The organism is Citrobacter sp. Cpo090 (assembly GCF_030332665.1).
In the GTDB taxonomy this organism is placed as follows: Bacteria; Pseudomonadota; Gammaproteobacteria; order Enterobacterales; family Enterobacteriaceae; genus Citrobacter; species Citrobacter portucalensis.
The window spans coordinates 1-18,169 of sequence record NZ_JAOWHK010000037.1; the positions used below are offsets into that span (position 1 = coordinate 1).

14 protein-coding genes are annotated in these 18,169 nt (G+C 52.6%); 6 read left to right on the top strand and 8 right to left on the bottom strand.

Annotation, left to right across the window (positions count from 1 at the left end; all coding sequences use genetic code 11):
* Positions 1–145: 145 nt before the first annotated feature.
* A complete protein-coding gene (locus tag OGY83_RS21915; protein ID WP_003826501.1) occupies positions 146–583 on the bottom strand; it encodes an acetyltransferase in 438 nt (145 codons plus the stop codon).
* 158 nt (positions 584–741) lie between these two features.
* On the opposite strand from OGY83_RS21915, the gene metA reads away from it, so the two are divergent.
* On the top strand, positions 742–1,671 hold the full coding sequence (gene metA / locus OGY83_RS21920; RefSeq protein ID WP_079938928.1) for a homoserine O-acetyltransferase MetA: 930 nt from the start codon (positions 742–744) through the stop codon (positions 1,669–1,671).
* Positions 1,672–1,715: 44 nt separating this feature from the next.
* Here the strand turns inward: metA and OGY83_RS21925 are convergent, their stop codons facing one another.
* From OGY83_RS21925 to OGY83_RS21950, 6 genes are all read right to left on the bottom strand, one after another.
* Positions 1,716–2,903 (bottom strand): UxaA family hydrolase, encoded by a 1,188-nt coding sequence (locus OGY83_RS21925; RefSeq protein ID WP_191227927.1) that lies wholly within the window; start codon positions 2,901–2,903, stop codon positions 1,716–1,718.
* Entirely contained in the window at positions 2,903–3,220 is a 318-nt protein-coding gene (locus OGY83_RS21930; RefSeq protein ID WP_253193773.1) for a UxaA family hydrolase, read from the bottom strand. Before OGY83_RS21930 ends, OGY83_RS21925 begins: the two co-directional genes overlap by 1 nt.
* A 49-nt stretch (positions 3,221–3,269) precedes the next feature.
* Positions 3,270–4,034, bottom strand: coding sequence for an SDR family NAD(P)-dependent oxidoreductase (locus OGY83_RS21935; protein ID WP_123269150.1), 765 nt, complete (start codon positions 4,032–4,034; stop codon positions 3,270–3,272).
* Positions 4,035–4,052: 18 nt separating this feature from the next.
* Positions 4,053–5,066, bottom strand: a complete 1,014-nt coding sequence (locus tag OGY83_RS21940) for a zinc-binding alcohol dehydrogenase family protein (RefSeq protein WP_286636914.1) — start codon at positions 5,064–5,066, stop codon at positions 4,053–4,055.
* A gap of 21 nt (positions 5,067–5,087) precedes the next feature.
* Complete coding sequence (locus OGY83_RS21945; protein WP_191213568.1) at positions 5,088–6,386, bottom strand: MFS transporter; 1,299 nt, start codon at positions 6,384–6,386, stop codon at positions 5,088–5,090.
* Positions 6,387–6,452: 66 nt separating this feature from the next.
* Positions 6,453–7,139 carry an RraA family protein gene (locus tag OGY83_RS21950; RefSeq protein WP_123269147.1) on the bottom strand — a complete coding sequence of 229 codons (687 nt, stop codon included), beginning with the start codon at positions 7,137–7,139 and terminating at the stop codon, positions 6,453–6,455.
* A 307-nt stretch (positions 7,140–7,446) separates the two neighbouring features.
* Between OGY83_RS21950 and OGY83_RS21955 the strand changes: the two genes are divergently transcribed.
* The 4 genes from OGY83_RS21955 (at position 7,447) to aceK (ending at position 13,233) form a co-directional block, all read left to right on the top strand.
* Positions 7,447–8,163 carry a FadR/GntR family transcriptional regulator gene (locus OGY83_RS21955; RefSeq protein WP_228100536.1) on the top strand — a complete coding sequence of 239 codons (717 nt, stop codon included), beginning with the start codon at positions 7,447–7,449 and terminating at the stop codon, positions 8,161–8,163.
* A 248-nt stretch (positions 8,164–8,411) separates the two neighbouring features.
* Positions 8,412–10,013 carry a malate synthase A gene (gene aceB, locus OGY83_RS21960; RefSeq protein ID WP_286636915.1) on the top strand — a complete coding sequence of 534 codons (1,602 nt, stop codon included), beginning with the start codon at positions 8,412–8,414 and terminating at the stop codon, positions 10,011–10,013.
* A gap of 31 nt (positions 10,014–10,044) precedes the next feature.
* Entirely contained in the window at positions 10,045–11,349 is a 1,305-nt protein-coding gene (aceA, locus tag OGY83_RS21965; RefSeq protein ID WP_003826506.1) for an isocitrate lyase, read from the top strand.
* 102 nt (positions 11,350–11,451) lie between these two features.
* Complete coding sequence (aceK, locus tag OGY83_RS21970) at positions 11,452–13,233, top strand: bifunctional isocitrate dehydrogenase kinase/phosphatase (RefSeq protein WP_079938934.1); 1,782 nt, start codon at positions 11,452–11,454, stop codon at positions 13,231–13,233.
* 86 nt (positions 13,234–13,319) lie between these two features.
* On the opposite strand, the gene iclR is transcribed toward aceK, so the two are convergent.
* Positions 13,320–14,144, bottom strand: a complete 825-nt coding sequence (gene iclR / locus OGY83_RS21975) for a glyoxylate bypass operon transcriptional repressor IclR (protein WP_079938935.1) — start codon at positions 14,142–14,144, stop codon at positions 13,320–13,322.
* Between the two features lie 195 nt (positions 14,145–14,339).
* On the opposite strand from iclR, the gene metH reads away from it, so the two are divergent.
* Positions 14,340–18,023, top strand: a complete 3,684-nt coding sequence (gene metH / locus OGY83_RS21980) for a methionine synthase (RefSeq protein WP_286636916.1) — start codon at positions 14,340–14,342, stop codon at positions 18,021–18,023.
* The last annotated feature ends 146 nt before the right edge of the window (positions 18,024–18,169 follow it).

Sequence of the window (18,169 nt, forward strand, 5' to 3'; positions counted from 1 at the left end):
TCTCCCCATGCGAGAGTAGGGAACTGCCAGGCATTAATTAAAGTGAAAAAGCCCATCCTGACGGATGGGCTTTTTTGCGTCTGTGCGGGATGAAAACAGCCGGATGCGGCGCATCGCCTTATCCGGCCTACAAAAGCGAGTCCTGCTACCCGCGTACGAGGTTGAGTAACGGATACGGTCGTCCGAGATCGTCCACCTCTGTACGTCCCGTCACGCTAAATCCCATCTTCTTATAGAATCCAACCGCCTGCTCATTCTGCTCGTTAACGTTGGTTGTTAGCGTTGAACTCATTGATAAAGCATGTTCAATCAGCAGCTTACCAACGCCACTACCACGCACATCCGGATCGACAAACAGGGCATCTATATGCTGGTCGGTCAGGAGCATAAAGGCGACGGGCTCATCCTGTTCTGTCACTGCAACCCACAGAGGGGCTTCTGGTAAAAATGAACGTACCAGCTCCTCCAGCTCAATCCGATAATCCGCAGAGAGGAAATGGTGCGTGGCGTCTACTGAGCGACACCAAATAGAAACTAACTTATCTCCTTCGTCCTGACGCGAACGACGAATGGTAAGGTTCATAGCATTCTCCTTTTTTTCTTTACTGCACTATTCTACAGCAAGGAGCCGTGAAACTTTCTCAACTTGAGGATGCAGGCTCGACATTCGCATGATTCCTGGGTATCTTCAGCTATCTGGATGTCTAAACGTTTAAACGTATGTTGTGAGGTTATCAGGTTATGCCAATTCGCGTGCAGGACGAGCTACCCGCCGTCAATTTCTTGCGTGAGGAAAACGTCTTCGTGATGACGACATCCCGCGCTTCCGGTCAGGAAATTCGTCCACTGAAGGTGCTCATCCTTAACCTGATGCCCAAGAAGATTGAAACGGAAAACCAGTTCCTGCGCTTATTGTCTAACTCACCGCTGCAGGTAGATGTTCAGCTATTGCGCATCGATGCCCGCGAGTCACGCAACACCCCAACGGAGCATCTGAATAACTTCTACTGTAATTTCGAGGATATCTGCAATCAGAACTTTGACGGACTAATTGTTACCGGCGCACCGTTGGGCCTGGTTGAATTTAATGATGTGGCTTACTGGCCGCAGATTAAGCAAGTGCTTGAATGGGCGAAAGATCACGTTACCTCGACGCTATTTGTCTGTTGGGCGGTGCAAGCCGCGTTGAATATCCTGTACGGAATTCCCAAGCAAACCCGCACGGATAAACTCTCAGGTGTCTATGAGCACCACATTCTGCACCCTCATGCGCTGCTGACGCGTGGATTCGATGATGCGTTCCTGGCCCCGCATTCGCGCTATGCTGATTTCCCTGCTGCGCTTATCCGCGACTACACCGATCTCGAGATTTTTGCTGAAACCGAAGGGGGAGATGCCTATCTGTTTGCCAGCAAAGATAAACGTATTGCTTTTGTGACGGGTCATCCTGAGTATGACGACCACACACTCGGCAGCGAATATTTTCGTGATGTTGAAGCGGGCTTATCGCCGGAAGTACCCTATAACTATTTCCCAAAAGATGACCCGCAAAACAAACCGCGGGCGACCTGGCGTAGCCACGGTAATCTGTTGTTTACCAACTGGCTTAACTATTACGTCTACCAGATCACGCCATATGATCTACGACATATGAATCCAACGCTGGATTGATGATTTATTTACCGCTCCCGAATGCTCTTCGGGAGCGGGGAGTTTCAGGCTATTCGGCAGGGCGTTTTCGTGTAATCAAACGCTTTATAGGTTAGAACGAATTCTTTGTGGCCCAGACGTTCCGCGCTACAGAGTTCTCCATTGCTGGTTGCCGCAATACAGTCGAGAATCTCCGTCGCTACATCATCGAGAGATGCCCCTTCGCTAATAATTCGCCCGGCATTGACGTCCATATCATCAGCCATATTGGCCCAGGTCTGCGGGTTGTTGCAGACTTTAATCACTGGCGCAATGACTGAACCTATGACAGAACCCCGTCCGGTGGTAAATAAAATCATATGGCATCCGGTAGCAATGAGTTCCATCGCTTCCGAAGAGTCATTGATATTAGGATAACCGAAACGGGCTTCGCCATCGGGAACCACATCCATCAGATACAGACCCGGATAAGGGGCGCGCTCTGTCGGCAGCAGTACCCCCTGAATTGGGCTATCGCCTGACTTGGTATAGGCGCCGAGTGATTTTTCTTCTTGCGTGGTTAATCCCCCCACGGCATTACCGTTGGAAAAACTCCCCAGACCCATTGTTGCGTAATAGCGCTTGGCTTTCTCCATTGCGGCGTCAATGGCTTCTCTGGCGGCGGGCGTAGCTGCACGCGCCATCATATGTCCTTCGCAACCGATAAGTTCACCGCTCTCTTCAAAGATACAGGTCGCTCCTTGAGCGAGAAGACGGTCAAACGCGCGGCCCACGGCGGGATTGCCGGTGATCCCACTGGTGCCATCTGATCCACCGCAGATAGTGCCAATCACCAAATCTTTGAAAGCCAGCGGGCGCACCGGCGTTTGCGCAATTTGCGCCAACATCTCTGTCACGCAGTTTTTCCCACGGCGAATAGTTTCTGCTGTTCCGCGATTTTCCTGTATGACCAACTTATGACATGGACGACCGCTGGCGATAACATCATCATAGAGTTTATCGCGATCGAAGTTCTCGCAGCCCAGGGCGATAATCAACACTGCACCAACGTTGGGATGCGTCGCCAGCCCTTTTACCAGGCGGTAGCCATAGTCGGTCGGATAGCATCCGGAGAAGCCAAAATACTGCACATCGTCATCAGGGAAGGATTCGGCAATGACTTTGGCGACATGACTGGCGCACTCCACCATAAAGATGACCTGGACGCTGTTACGAATACCTGTGCTACCATCTTGTCTGATATAACCACGCATCAGGCATCTCCTGCCGGCTCATAGCCCGCGTTATCATGGTGGAATACGGCGATATAATCACTGCTCAGGTTATGCGAGTGGATATGCTCGCCGATGGCAATAGCCTGACTGGCGGAGCCAATCTCTGCGCCATATTTACGCACTTTATCGCCTGCACTTAGCGCTTCAATTGCCAGCTTATGCCCCAGTGCGACAGAACTTATTGCCGAAAATTCGCCACCGTCGTAGTGGATGCAATCGCCGCTCTGAATGTCCTCCAGCGCGACAACGCAGTTATCCTGTTTATGTAATAGCAGAGCGCGTTTATTCATTTGCATCAGCTCTATCTGTAGTCAATATTTAGGCGGCCCGAAGACCGCCTGATCATTAAAAGCCAATCAGCGCACCGCCGTCGACAATCAATACCTGCCCGCTAACGAACCCGGCGGCGTCAGAAGCCAGATAGGTCGCCGCCCAGCCGATATCTTCTGGCTTACCGAATTTTTTCATCGGCGTGCGGCCAAGGATTTTGTTTTTACGCTCATCGTCGCCTTCAATGGCTTTGCGCAGCATAGGCGTATCAATCCAGCCAGGTGCGACGCCGTTGACGCGAATACCTGCACCGGACAACTCAGTTGCCATGCCGTGAATGAGTCCCAGATAAGCTGATTTCGCCGCGGCATAGCCGGTCACGTAAGGCTGTCCGAGGAAAGAGGTCATTGAAGCGGTAAACAGTACGCAGGCGTTACCGTGCTGCTTCATATGCGGAACCAGGGCGCGGGTCAGAGCGAAAGCGCCAACAACATGGACATCCAGCACGGATTCGAAATCTGCGACGCTCATCTCTTCGATTGGTTTTTTGCAGTGATTTCCTGCGTTATTGACCAGAATATCAATCTGCCCATGCTGACTGAGCAGGCCGTCGACCCAGCTTTCCGTTTCGCCCGTGTTGGCAACATTAAATTGGCTCCAGGAGGCTTTTGCTCCCAGTTCTTCGGCAGCTTTTTTGGCCGCTTCGCCGTTCAGATCGGCAATAATGACCTTTGCGCCGCAGGCGATCATACATTTCGCCATGGCATAGCCCAGACCGCTGGCGGAACCAGTAATAAGCGCCGTTTTGTTTTCCAGTGAAAAAGGATTATTCATTGTCATGATAGTTTTCTCGTCAAATTAGAGATCGATTAAAATTTTGGTGAATGCGCCCGGATCGGCTGCCCAGTCTTGAAACGCTTTATCAGCGGAATCGATTGGGTAGTGCGCAGAAATAATGTGTTCGATGGGGTAGCTGTGCTTTTCCATCAATGACAGCACCGCGCGGAAGTCCGCAACGGTGGCATTGCGCGAGCCGCGGATATCCAACTCTTTCATCAGGAAGCGTGCACTTTCGTAATTCACTGGCTTTTTGGCATAACCGACATACACCACACGCCCACAAAATGCGGCCAGTTCAACGGCCTGTTCGATGGTCTTATCAAGGCCGATGGCTTCAATCACCACTGTCGGGCCGCGGCCTTCATTCAGTTGTCCTAGTATCTCCGCGACGTCTTCACGAGTACTGTTGAGATATCTTTCCGCGCCACAGGCAGTTGCCACGGCCTGTTTGCGATCGTCGATATCAATTGCTACCACGCGACCGCCCATCGCGTTGGCTGCAGCTATTGCGCCTAGCCCAATCACACCGCAGCCCATAACGGCAACCCACTCACCGACGTTGATTTGTGCGCGGCGTGCGGCGTGAAGGCCGACCGCCAGGGGTTCAACTAGCGCCAGTTCGTTGCTGCTCAGCGTATTGCAGACGATAACTTTATTCGCAGGAACGGCCAGCAGCGGTACCATACCGCCCTGCCGCTGAACGCCGAGGGTCTGATTATTTTGGCAGGCATTCGGACGACCGCTCAGACAGGAGCTACAATGGCCGCATTCTGTACAGGGGAGGACAACGACTTTATCACCTTCATGGATATGCTTGGCATTACTACCCACTTTCAGGATCGTACCGCCTATTTCATGTCCCGGAATGCAAGGATATTGCGTGAGTGGATTCAGCCCACGCCAGGTGTTTAAATCTGAGCCACATAGACCTACGCGCTCAACGCGAATTAATACATGGTCGGATGGGCAATCTGGTTCGGCGATATCAATAAATCGCGTTACGGAACCTTTATCAATGGCTAATGCTTTCATATAAGAGCCTTATTTATCGGGTTACTGTAATTCGGAGGTGATAACGCTATCTGCGTTTTTATTTTTTCTCTTAATGGGTTTAACCCCAAATGCCACACCGAGGGCACCAATTACGCCAATAGCACCAGCCAGAATAAAGGCTGCGATAAAACTATTGGTATACTGCACAATAAATCCGGTTAAAATTGGTGCAATAATTCCTGAGGTATTTGCCAGTAAATGGACAAAACCACCGACGCCGCCAACCTTATCAGGTGAAATATTGTCGGATACGATTGCCCACGGAGCAGCAGCGGCGAGATACATAAAAAATATCCCCATTGCCATTAACATGACGGCATGAGTAACGGAAACAACCTGACCGGCAAAGCTGATGCAAATGGCAGAGAGAATCAAACCGCCGACGATGATGAGTTTTCTGGCAAGTAGCAGGTTTTTCGTTTTACGATATAACCAGTCGGAAAAAATTCCTCCGATGGCAATACCTACGCTGCCAATAATCCAAGGGATAGCAGAGGCAATACTCATCTCCTGAATATTAAGTCCTTTTTCCATCGATAAATAACTTGGGAACCAGGTTAGAAAGAAATAGAGAATATAGTTGATGGAAAAAAAAGCTAATCCGGTAAACAAAACAATTGGTTGGGTGAGATAAAAGACAAAAGGTACTTTTTCTCCATCACCACCATAGTCTGGCGCTCCTTTTTGTGCCTCATCGTATTCAGCAATCTCTACTTCTGAAGTGTGAGGATTGTTATGAGGACGATCGGTAAAGGCTTTCAGCCAGAAAAAGGTCCAGATAAACCCGAGCGACATCAGAATAATAAATGCAATCCGCCAGTTCCACATGACGACAATAGCGCCGACAATTGGCCCGGCAATCGCACCGCCCAGAGGATTACCCGCGTTGGCGATACCGACGGCCCTGGCGCGCTGGTCAAGTGGCACCCAGTTGCTGATGCATTTGTTGATAGTGGTACTGATAGGTCCCTCACTCATACCGAATAACACACGGACTATGAACAGAGAAATGTAGCCAAAGGCAAGACCGGTCAGCCCGCAAAACAGTGACCAGGAGAGCATTGCAATGGCGAAAACCTTGCGTGGACCGTAAAGATCGGAGAGATAGCCACCAACAAAGTTAAACAGGGCGTAACCAAAGAAAAAACTACTCAGCATAATTCCGACTTCCGCCGGATTTAAGCCAAAATGGTCTTTGATATAGGGCATCGCCACAGAAAATGCCGCACGATCGAGGTAATTAATTACTCCTGCGATAAACAGCAAGAATAATATTTTTGAATGCTGTCGTTTGAACATAGCGAGTCCTGCATAAATAGTTTATGTGAATTGTTGTAGGGTACGATTTGTATAATGAATATGTATTTACATCACGCCAAATTTTTCAAAGGCATCAACAGTGCTCATGCCGTTCTTTATTGCGATACGTACATCGCTTTCGGTTGCTACTTTTTCCAGTGCTTCTGTGATAACGTCTTTTTCTATCGATTTAGGAATAATTAACAGACCATCACTGTCTCCGTATATAATATCTCCGGGGTTAATCGTAATCCCGCAGACTTCAACGGGAACGTTATAATCAATGACTTTTCCCCGCGGTCCCTGATCCTGAGCGTAAGTACCATAGCTGAACGTTGGAAAATTAATATCGAGGATCTCTTTAGAATCACGGACATATCCATCAAGTACTGCGCCTGCTGCTTTCAAATGCAAGGCGCGGGTCGACATTAACCCCCCCCATAATGCATAGCGAAGTGAACTTCCCGTGGCAATATAAACATCATCTTCTTTTAACGAATCCAGGGCTTCAAACATAATACCGAAGGGCTTTTTACCGATCTCAGTATTTCCGGATGACGAATGAAGCTCATAAACATCAGCTTCAAGAACGGGCATTGCCCGACCTGCAATAACCATACTGGAATGTAGTGGTTTAATGGAGGGGGAAACAAATTGATGCAGATACCCTTTAGTATCAAGAATATCACCGACGACGGCAGTAAATAGCTGCGTCCGCATTAACTGAAAAAGTTCCTTGTCGTTTTTCCACATAATTAAACATCCTGATGTACTGGTGAGAAGATATGCATTGAGACTAAAATACAACCTATAAACCTGTCAAACAGGTTTATAGGTTGAGAAGGGTAAACAGCTATACTCTGCGAAGCTCCTCACAGTTCTGCCAACATGGAAGGCGATCGATTTTCAGCCAGGCGTGTCCTATCCCTGGTGAGGCTTTTTCGGTAACATACGACTCAAGTGCGGAAGGAAATTACCTATAACACTATGATTTTTAATATTTAGACATGAATTTTACGGCTGACACAGGCATTACCCGCTCAGTAAATTGATGATAAAAATGATGACAACGAAAATTCAGCTTGAAAGCAATACTCTCTCGGCTCAGGTGCGGGATTACATACTGTCGTTAATTGCCCGGCAGAAATTGACCGTGGGCATGCCCGTGCCCAGTGAAATGCAACTCACCCAGGAACTTGGCGTCAGTAAAGGAGTGGTACGAGAAGCCTATCGTTCCCTGGCGGCTCTCGGGATCCTTGAAACGAAAAGCGGTAAAGTTCCGCGCATTAAAGCGTTTGATTCCAGCGTATTGCAGCTTATCTTCTCTTTTGCCACGGTAACCGAGCAGGTCACTTCGTCCCAAATTCTCGCTGCCCGACGCTGGCTGGAAGCGGGGTGCGTACAAATGGCGGCACTCAATGGGGATGAAAGCGACTTTGCGGCACTAAAACAAGAAATGTTGCTGATTCGTGAAGAGTTTTCCGATGCTGAACGTTTTTTGCAGCACGATCTGAATTTCCATCTGCTGTTATCACGGGCATCGAAAAATCCATTGTTCAGCATTCTTCTGCAAGCTCTTCATGAGCAGTTGACCCACTCTATGCGCGCCGGTCTGGAAGCGCAAAAAGATCACTATGAATATGAACGCGGAATTATTGCACTACACCAGCGAGTTTGCGATTGCGTCTGTCTCCGGGATGCGGAAGGTGCGATGAAAGCCATGGATGATCACTTCAACCTCGCGTCCACCGCTTTGAACAATCTTTCCTCTCTTTAATTAAGCGTTTCAGCATATTGAATCAGGCACCTTCGGGTGCCTTTTTTATTTCCGAAACGCACCTCACCGTGTAATTAAATTTTATTTATATTGTTATCAATAAGTTAATTGATAATTAAATTAAAAATGGAAATTGTTTTTGATTTTGGAATTTAAATGAGTAGTCTTAGTTGTGCTGAACGAAAAGCGCACAACGATCCTTCGTTCGCATTGGGGATGTGTTTGGATCAATGACGAGGAACTACGCAATGAATCAACAGGCAACGACAACCGATGAACTGGTCTTCACCAGGCCGCGTGGCGAACAGGAACAGCAAATTCTGACCGCTGAAGCGGTGGAGTTTCTGACTGAACTGGTGACAAGATTTACGCCAAAGCGGAATAAACTTCTGGCTGCACGTATCCAGCAACAGCAGGATATTGATGACGGTAAGTTGCCTGATTTTATTTCGGAAACAGCTTCCATTCGAGAAGGTGACTGGAAAATTCGCGGAATTCCTGATGATTTATTGGATCGCCGCGTAGAGATCACCGGACCCGTTGAGCGCAAGATGGTCATCAACGCGCTGAACGCGAACGTCAAAGTCTTTATGGCTGACTTCGAAGATTCACTGGCTCCTGAGTGGAGCAAAGTTATCGACGGGCAGATCAACCTGCGCGATGCGGTCAATGGCACCATTAGCTACACCAACGAAGCGGGTAAAATTTATCAGCTCAAACCTAATCCGGCTCTGTTAGTGTGTCGCGTTCGTGGTCTGCACCTGCCGGAAAAACACGTCACCTGGCGTGGCGAATCTATCCCGGGCAGCCTGTTCGATTTTGCCCTCTACTTCTTCCATAACTACAAAACATTGCTGGCAAAAGGCAGCGGTCCTTATTTCTATCTGCCAAAAACACAGGCCTGGCAAGAAGCGGCATGGTGGAGCGAAGTGTTCAGCTATGCAGAGGATCGTTTTAATCTGCCGCGCGGCACCATTAAAGCGACCCTGCTGATTGAAACGCTGCCAGCCGTCTTCCAGATGGACGAAATTCTGCACGCCCTGCGTGACCACATTGTGGGTCTGAACTGCGGTCGTTGGGACTACATTTTTAGCTATATCAAAACGCTGAAGAACCACCCGGATCGCGTGCTGCCGGACCGTCAGGTGGTGACGATGGATAAGCCATTCCTCAGCGCCTATTCGCGTCTGCTGATTAAAACCTGTCATAAGCGTGGCGCGTTCGCGATGGGCGGCATGGCCGCGTTCATTCCCAGCAAAGATGCGGAACGTAACAACCAGGTTCTGACCAAGGTAAAAGCGGACAAAGCACTGGAAGCAAATAACGGTCATGACGGCACATGGATTGCCCATCCGGGACTGGCCGATATCGCTATGGCGGTGTTCAACGACGTACTCGGTGAAAACAAAAATCAGCTGTTCGTGACCCGTGAAGAAGATGCCCCGATTACCGCAGAGCAACTGCTGGCACCTTGTGAAGGTGAGCGTACTGAAGAAGGCATGCGCGCCAATATCCGTGTCGCGGTGCAGTACATCGAAGCGTGGATCTCCGGTAACGGCTGCGTACCGATTTACGGTCTGATGGAAGATGCGGCTACCGCCGAAATCTCCCGTACCTCCATCTGGCAGTGGATCCACCATCAGAAGACGCTCAGTAACGGCAAGCCGGTTACCAAACCGCTGTTCCGTCAGATGCTGGCCGAAGAGATGCTGGTGATTCAGGACGAGCTGGGCGAACACCGCTACAGCAGCGGGCGTTTTGACGATGCCGCACGCCTGATGGAGCAAATCACTACCTCTGATGAACTGATCGATTTCTTGACCCTGCCAGGCTACCGCCTGCTGGCGTAATCCACCACATAACAATATGGAGCATCTGCACATGAAAACCCGTACTCAACAAATCGAAGAATTACAGAAAGAATGGACTCAACCGCGCTGGGAAGGCATCACCCGTCCATATAGCGCGGAGGAAGTGGTGAAATTACGTGGCTCGGTCAACCCGGAATGTACGCTGGCGCAGCTTGGCGCGGCGAAAATGTGGCGTCTGCTGCACGGTGAATCGAAGAAAGGTTATATCAACAGCCTCGGTGCGCTGACCGGCGGTCAGGCGCTGCAGCAGGCGAAAGCCGGTATTGAAGCGGTCTACCTTTCAGGCTGGCAGGTGGCGGCAGATGCCAACCTGGCATCCAGCATGTACCCGGACCAGTCGCTGTATCCGGCGAACTCGGTCCCGGCGGTGGTGGATCGGATCAATAACACATTCCGTCGTGCCGATCAGATCCAATGGTCAACCGGTATTGAGCCGAACGATCCGCGCTATGTAGATTACTTCCTGCCGATCGTGGCCGATGCGGAAGCGGGTTTTGGCGGCGTACTGAACGCGTTTGAACTGATGAAATCGATGATTGAGGCTGGTGCAGCGGCCGTTCACTTCGAAGATCAGCTCGCATCGGTGAAAAAATGTGGTCACATGGGCGGTAAAGTGCTGGTGCCGACGCAGGAAGCTATCCAGAAACTGGTGGCAGCCCGTCTGGCGGCTGATGTGATGGGCGTGCCGACGCTGGTGATTGCACGTACCGATGCTGACGCAGCCGATCTGATTACGTCTGATTGCGACCCGTACGACAGCGAGTTCATCACTGGCGAACGTACCAGCGAAGGGTTCTACCGTACGCATGCGGGTATTGAGCAGGCGATCAGTCGTGGCCTGGCCTATGCACCGTATGCGGATCTGGTGTGGTGTGAAACCTCCACGCCGGATCTCGAACTGGCGAAGCGTTTTGCCGATGCAATCCACGCGAAATACCCTGGCAAACTGCTGGCCTACAACTGTTCGCCGTCGTTTAACTGGCAGAAAAACCTGGATGACAAAACCATCGCCAGCTTCCAGCAGCAGCTGTCGGATATGGGTTACAAATACCAGTTCATTACCCTGGCGGGTATCCACAGCATGTGGTTCAACATGTTCGACCTCGCGCACTCCTATGCGCAGGGTGAAGGCATGCGCCACTATGTTGAGAAGGTTCAGCAGCCAGAATTTGCGGCGGCTAAAGACGGTTACACCTTCGTCTCCCATCAGCAGGAAGTGGGGACAGGCTACTTCGACAAAGTCACCACCATCATTCAGGGCGGCGCCTCCTCGGTGACCGCGCTGACCGGCTCGACCGAAGAATCGCAGTTTTGATGAATGCCCGGTGGCTCTGCGCTTACCGGGCCTACGAAGGGATGTAGGCCGGACAAGCGAACGCGCCATCCGGCATGACGTTGTGCCGGATGGGAGACATTGATGACGCGTGGCCTGGAATTACTGATTGCTCAGACTATCTTGCAGGGTTTCGACGCCCAGTACGGGCGTTTTCTGGAAGTCACCTCCGGCGCGCAGCAGCGTTTTGAACATGCCGACTGGCATGCGGTTCAGCAGGCGATGAAAAGCCGTATTCACCTCTACGACCATCACGTGGGTCTGGTGGTGGAGCAGTTGCGCTGCATTACTGACGGCAAAAGTACCGATGCGGATTTTTTACTTCGCGTGAAAGAGCATTACACCCGGCTACTGCCGGATTACCCGCGCTTCGAGATAGCGGAGAGCTTTTTTAACTCCGTTTACTGTCGGTTATTTGATCACCGCTCGCTGACTCCCGAGCGGCTGTTTATTTTCAGTTCTCAGCCAGAGCGCCGTTTTCGCACGATCCCACGTCCGCTGGCGAAAGACTTTTTTCCGGATACCGGCTGGGAGTGGCTGCTGACGCGCGTCCTTAGCGATCTGCCCCTGCGTCTGCCGTGGCAGAACAAACATCGTGATATCCACTACATCATCGAACACCTGACCGAAACCCTGGGAGCGGATGTGCTGCCGGGCTGCCATTTACAGGTGGCGAACGAACTGTTTTATCGCAACAAGGCCGCCTGGCTGGTCGGGAAGTTGATTACCCCTTCCGGGACGCTGCCGTTTTTACTGCCAATCCACCGGACTGACGAAGGCGAATTGTTTGTCGATACCTGTCTGACCACGACAGCAGAGGCGAGCATTGTGTTTGGCTTCGCCCGCTCCTATTTTATGGTGTACGCCCCTTTGCCCGCGGCGCTGGTGGAGTGGCTGCGCGAGATCCTGCCCGGGAAAACCACCGCCGAACTGTATATGGCGATTGGCTGTCAGAAACACGCGAAGACCGAAAGCTACCGCGAATATCTGCTCTATCTTGCCCATTGCGATGAGCAATTTATTGAAGCGCCGGGGATCCGCGGCATGGTGATGCTGGTGTTTACCCTGCCGGGTTTTGACCGGGTGTTTAAAATCATCAAAGACAAATTTGCCCCGCAAAAAGAGATGTCTGCTGCCCACGTCCGCGCCTGCTATCAACTGGTCAAAGAACACGATCGTGTTGGGCGGATGGCTGACACCCAGGAGTTCGAGAACTTTGTGCTGGAGAAACGGCAAATCGATCCGGCGTTGATGGCGCTGTTATTGCAGGAAGCCCCGGAAAAAATTACCGATCTTGGCGATCAGATTGTCATTCGCCATCTGTATATCGAACGACGGATGGTACCGCTGAATATCTGGCTGGAGCAGGTCGAAGGTCAGCAACTGCGCGATGCCATTGAAGAGTACGGCAACGCCATTCGTCAGTTGGCCGCCGCCAATATTTTCCCCGGCGATATGCTGTTTAAGAACTTCGGCGTGACCCGTCACGGGCGCGTGGTGTTCTACGACTACGATGAAATCTGCTACATGACGGAGGTGAATTTCCGCCATATCCCGCCGCCGCGCTACCCGGAAGATGAGATGAGCGCTGAGCCGTGGTACAGCGTATCGCCGGGAGATGTCTTCCCGGAAGAGTTTCGTCACTGGCTATGTGCCGACCCGCGTATCGGGCCGCTATTTGAAGAGATGCACGCTGACCTGTTCAGCGCCGACTACTGGCGCGGCCTACAGACGCGGATTAAAAACGGGCATGTGGAAGATGTTTACGCCTACCGGCGTCGACAGCGGTTCAGCGTACGTTATGAAACCGACCGTAGGCCGGATAAGGCGCTTGCGCCGCCATCCGGCAATGTGCGCCGTGCCTGATGCGCTACGCTTATCAGGCCTACAAATCTGCCTTAACCTTGGACAGTAGGCCCGGTAAGGCGTAGCCGCCACCCGGCAACCCCATCTTAGCGAAATCCGCCGTATGCCAGCGTCACTTCTTTCGCCGCTTTGATCGCCATGGCGCCAAACTCGGTCACGCGGTCATCAGTAATGCGTGAGATTGGCCCGGAAATGGAAATCGCAGCGAACGGCTCGCGGTGCTCGTCATAAATGCACGACGCCACGCAGCGCAGACCCAGCGCATGTTCCTCATCATCAAAGGAATAGCCGCGCTTGCGCGTCTGGGCCAAATCCTCTTTCAGATGCACTGGCGACACCAGCGTGGCGTGTGTATAAGCATGCAGGCCTTTGCGGTGCAGCAGGCCAGTCACTTGTTCTTCGCTCAGTTGGGATAAAAACGCCTTACCCGCACCTGAGGCGTGCATCGGCAGCTTGCCGCCGATAGGCGCGGACATGCGCATCAGTTGGGTACACTGCACCTGGTCGATAATAATGGCCTGATGATCGCTTTGATCCAGCACGGCCAGGTTTACTGTTTCACCGGAATCTTCCATCAGCTTGCGCAGGATCGGGTGCACAATCGCCAGCAGATTACGGCTTTGCAAAAAGCTGCTGCCGACGATGAACGCATGTGCGCCCACGGCCCAGTGGCCTAATTCACCCACCTGACGGACAAAACCCTGTTGCTGCATGGTGGTCAGCAAACGGTGAGTCGTGGAGTTTGGCAGGCCAGCCTGCTGCGCCAGCTCGGTCAGCGCCACGCTGCCGTTGGATTCCGCAATCCACTCCAGCAGCTTCAGACCGCGGGTCAGAGACTGAACCTGCCCGGTTGCAGGTGCAGTAGTGGCGGCGGGTTTTCTACCGCGTTTCGCGGGGACAGTGGCTACCATGGCAGACTCCTTTTCTGTATCGTGGAAATCATTTTCGTTTTATTCAATTATAATGCAAGAATTCCTGCACTGATCGGATGAGTGAAGCTGAACATGTCTCATGTTGGCCGTTGTTCTCTTTTCCGCCTCTCAGGTTTGTGCCAGTATGACCTGTTGAGTTTTTTTCGGTCTGGTTGAGCGTTGTCGGGAGCGAGTGTGAGCAGCAAAGTAGAACAATTACGTCAGCAGTTAAATGAACGTATTCTGGTGCTGGACGGCGGTATGGGCACCATGATCCAGGGATATCGTCTGAGCGAAGAGGATTTCCGCGGCGAACGCTTTGCCGACTGGCCGTGCGATCTGAAAGGTAACAACGACCTGTTGGTGCTCAGCAAACCGGAGGTCATCGCCGCCATCCATAACGCCTACTTTGAGGCGGGCGCGGATATCATCGAAACCAACACCTTTAACTCCACGACTATCGCCATGGCGGATTACCAGATGGAATCCCTGTCGGCGGAAATCAACTTTACGGCAGCTAAACTGGCGCGTGCGGCGGCTGACGAATGGACAGCGCGTACACCGGAAAAACCGCGCTATGTTGCGGGCGTGCTCGGCCCAACGAACCGTACGGCATCTATCTCGCCTGACGTTAACGACCCGGCTTATCGCAACATTACCTTTGATCAGCTGGTGGCCGCCTACCGTGAATCCACCAAAGCGTTGGTGGAAGGCGGCAGTGACCTGATCCTGATTGAAACCGTCTTCGATACCCTGAACGCCAAAGCCGCTATTTTCGCGGTTAAAACTGAATTCGAAGCGCTGGGCGTTGAGCTGCCGATTATGCTCTCCGGCACCATCACCGACGCTTCAGGCCGTACGCTCTCCGGCCAGACTACCGAAGCATTCTACAACTCCCTGCGCCACGCCGATGCGCTGACCTTTGGTCTGAACTGTGCCTTAGGTCCGGACGAGCTGCGCCAGTACGTGCAGGAACTGTCGCGTATTGCCGAATGCTACGTGACCGCGCACCCGAACGCCGGTTTACCAAACGCCTTTGGTGAATACGATCTCGACGCCGATACCATGGCGGCGCAGATTCGCGAGTGGGCTGAGGCCGGTTTCCTGAATATCGTCGGCGGTTGCTGCGGCACCACGCCGGAACACATCGCCGCCATGAGCCGCGCGGTGGATGGCTTACCGCCGCGCCGCTTGCCGGAAATCCCGGTTGCCTGCCGCCTGTCCGGCCTTGAGCCGCTGAACATCGGTGACGACAGCCTGTTTGTGAACGTCGGCGAGCGTACCAACGTCACCGGTTCGGCGAAATTTAAGCGCCTGATCAAAGAAGAGAAATACAGCGAAGCGCTGGACGTCGCCCGTCAGCAGGTGGAAAGCGGCGCGCAGATCATCGATATCAACATGGATGAGGGGATGCTCGATGCCGAAGCGGCAATGGTGCGTTTCCTCAACCTGATCGCCGGTGAGCCGGATATCGCCCGCGTGCCGATTATGATCGACTCCTCGAAATGGGACGTCATCGAGAAGGGGCTGAAGTGCATTCAGGGTAAAGGCATCGTTAACTCCACCTCGATGAAAGAGGGGGTTGAGACCTTTATCCATCATGCGAAGCTGCTGCGTCGCTACGGTGCCGCGGTGGTGGTGATGGCCTTTGACGAGCAAGGGCAGGCCGACACCCGTGCACGTAAAATCGAAATCTGCCGTCGGGCGTACAAAATTCTTACCGAAGAGGTGGGCTTCCCGCCGGAAGACATCATCTTCGACCCGAACATCTTTGCCGTCGCAACCGGGATTGATGAGCACAACAACTACGCGCAGGACTTCATCGGTGCCTGTGAAGACATCAAACGCGAACTGCCGCACGCGCTGATTTCCGGCGGCGTTTCTAACGTTTCATTCTCGTTCCGTGGCAACGACCCGGTACGTGAAGCCATTCACGCGGTATTTCTCTACTACGCAATTCGCAACGGTATGGATATGGGGATCGTCAACGCCGGACAACTGGCAATTTACGACGACCTGCCCTCCGAGCTGCGCGATGCGGTTGAGGACGTGATCCTCAACCGCCGTGACGATGGCACCGAACGACTGCTGGAGCTTGCTGAGAAGTATCGCGGCAGTAAAACCGACGACACGGCGAATGCCCAGATGGCGGAGTGGCGCACCTGGGACGTGAAAAAGCGCCTCGAATACTCGCTGGTGAAAGGCATTACCGAGTTTATTGAGCTGGATACCGAAGAAGCGCGCCAGCAGGCTGCGCGTCCGATCGAAGTTATTGAAGGACCGCTGATGGACGGCATGAACGTCGTTGGCGATCTGTTCGGCGAAGGCAAAATGTTCCTGCCACAGGTGGTGAAATCCGCCCGCGTGATGAAACAGGCGGTGGCCTACCTCGAACCGTACATTGAGGCAAGCAAAGAGAAAGGCTCCAGCAACGGCAAAATGGTCATCGCGACCGTGAAAGGCGACGTACACGACATTGGCAAAAACATTGTCGGCGTGGTGCTGCAATGTAACAACTACGAAATCGTCGATCTTGGCGTGATGGTGCCAGCGGAGAAAATCCTCAGAACGGCGCGTGAAGTGAATGCCGATCTGATTGGCCTGTCTGGGCTGATTACCCCGTCGCTGGACGAAATGGTCAACGTGGCGAAAGAGATGGAGCGTCAGGGTTTCACTATTCCGCTGCTGATTGGTGGCGCGACCACCTCAAAAGCGCACACGGCGGTGAAAATTGAGCAGAACTACAGCGGCCCGACGGTGTACGTGCAGAACGCCTCGCGTACCGTTGGCGTCGTGGCCGCGCTGCTCTCAGACACCCAGCGCGATGATTTTGTCGCCCGTACGCGTAAAGAGTATGAAACCGTCCGTATCCAGCATGCGCGTAAGAAACCGCGTACCCCGCCGGTAACGTTACAGGCTGCCCGCGACAACGATCTGGCCTTCGACTGGGAAAACTACACGCCACCGGTGGCGCACCGTCTGGGCGTGCAGGAAGTGGAAGCCAGCATCGAAACCCTGCGCAACTACATCGACTGGACGCCGTTCTTTATGACCTGGTCGCTGGCCGGGAAATATCCGCGCATTCTTGAAGATGAGGTGGTAGGAGAAGAGGCGAAGCGCCTGTTCAAAGACGCCAACGACATGCTGGATAAACTCAGCGCTGAGAAGACCCTGAATCCGCGCGGCGTGGTGGGTTTATTCCCGGCCAACCGCGTGGGTGACGACATCGAGATTTACCGTGACGAGACGCGTACGCACGTCATCAACGTGAGTCATCATCTGCGCCAGCAGACGGAAAAAGTCGGTTTCGCCAACTACTGCCTGTCTGACTTTGTCGCGCCGAAATTGAGCGGCAAAGCGGATTACATCGGTGCTTTCGCGGTTACCGGTGGTCTGGAAGAAGATGCGCTGGCGGATGCCTTCGAAGCCCAGCACGACGACTACAACAAGATCATGGTGAAAGCGATAGCCGACCGTCTGGCGGAAGCGTTCGCGGAATATCTGCATGAGCGCGTACGTAAAGTCTACTGGGGCTATGCGGCGAATGAGAACCTCAGTAATGAGGAGCTGATCCGCGAAAACTACCAGGGGATTCGCCCGGCACCAGGCTATCCGGCGTGCCCGGAACACACCGAAAAAGCCACCATCTGGGAACTGCTGGACGTGGAAGCGCACACCGGGATGAAACTCACCGAATCCTTCGCCATGTGGCCTGGCGCGTCGGTCTCCGGCTGGTATTTCAGCCATCCGGACAGCAAGTACTACGCCGTGGCGCAAATCCAGCGCGATCAGGTTGAAGATTATGCCTTCCGTAAAGGGATGAGCGTGGCGGAAGTCGAACGTTGGTTAGCGCCGAACCTCGGCTACGACGCTGACTGATTCACAAAACTGTCATCTTTCTTTACAACAAACAGGGCACTCAATGAGTGCCCTGTCTCTTTATTACGTTTAAACCCTTATACTGAAAGAACGTTCATCGGTAGTGCTTGCCGGATGGCACATTTTTGTCGGCCTGATAAGCGTAG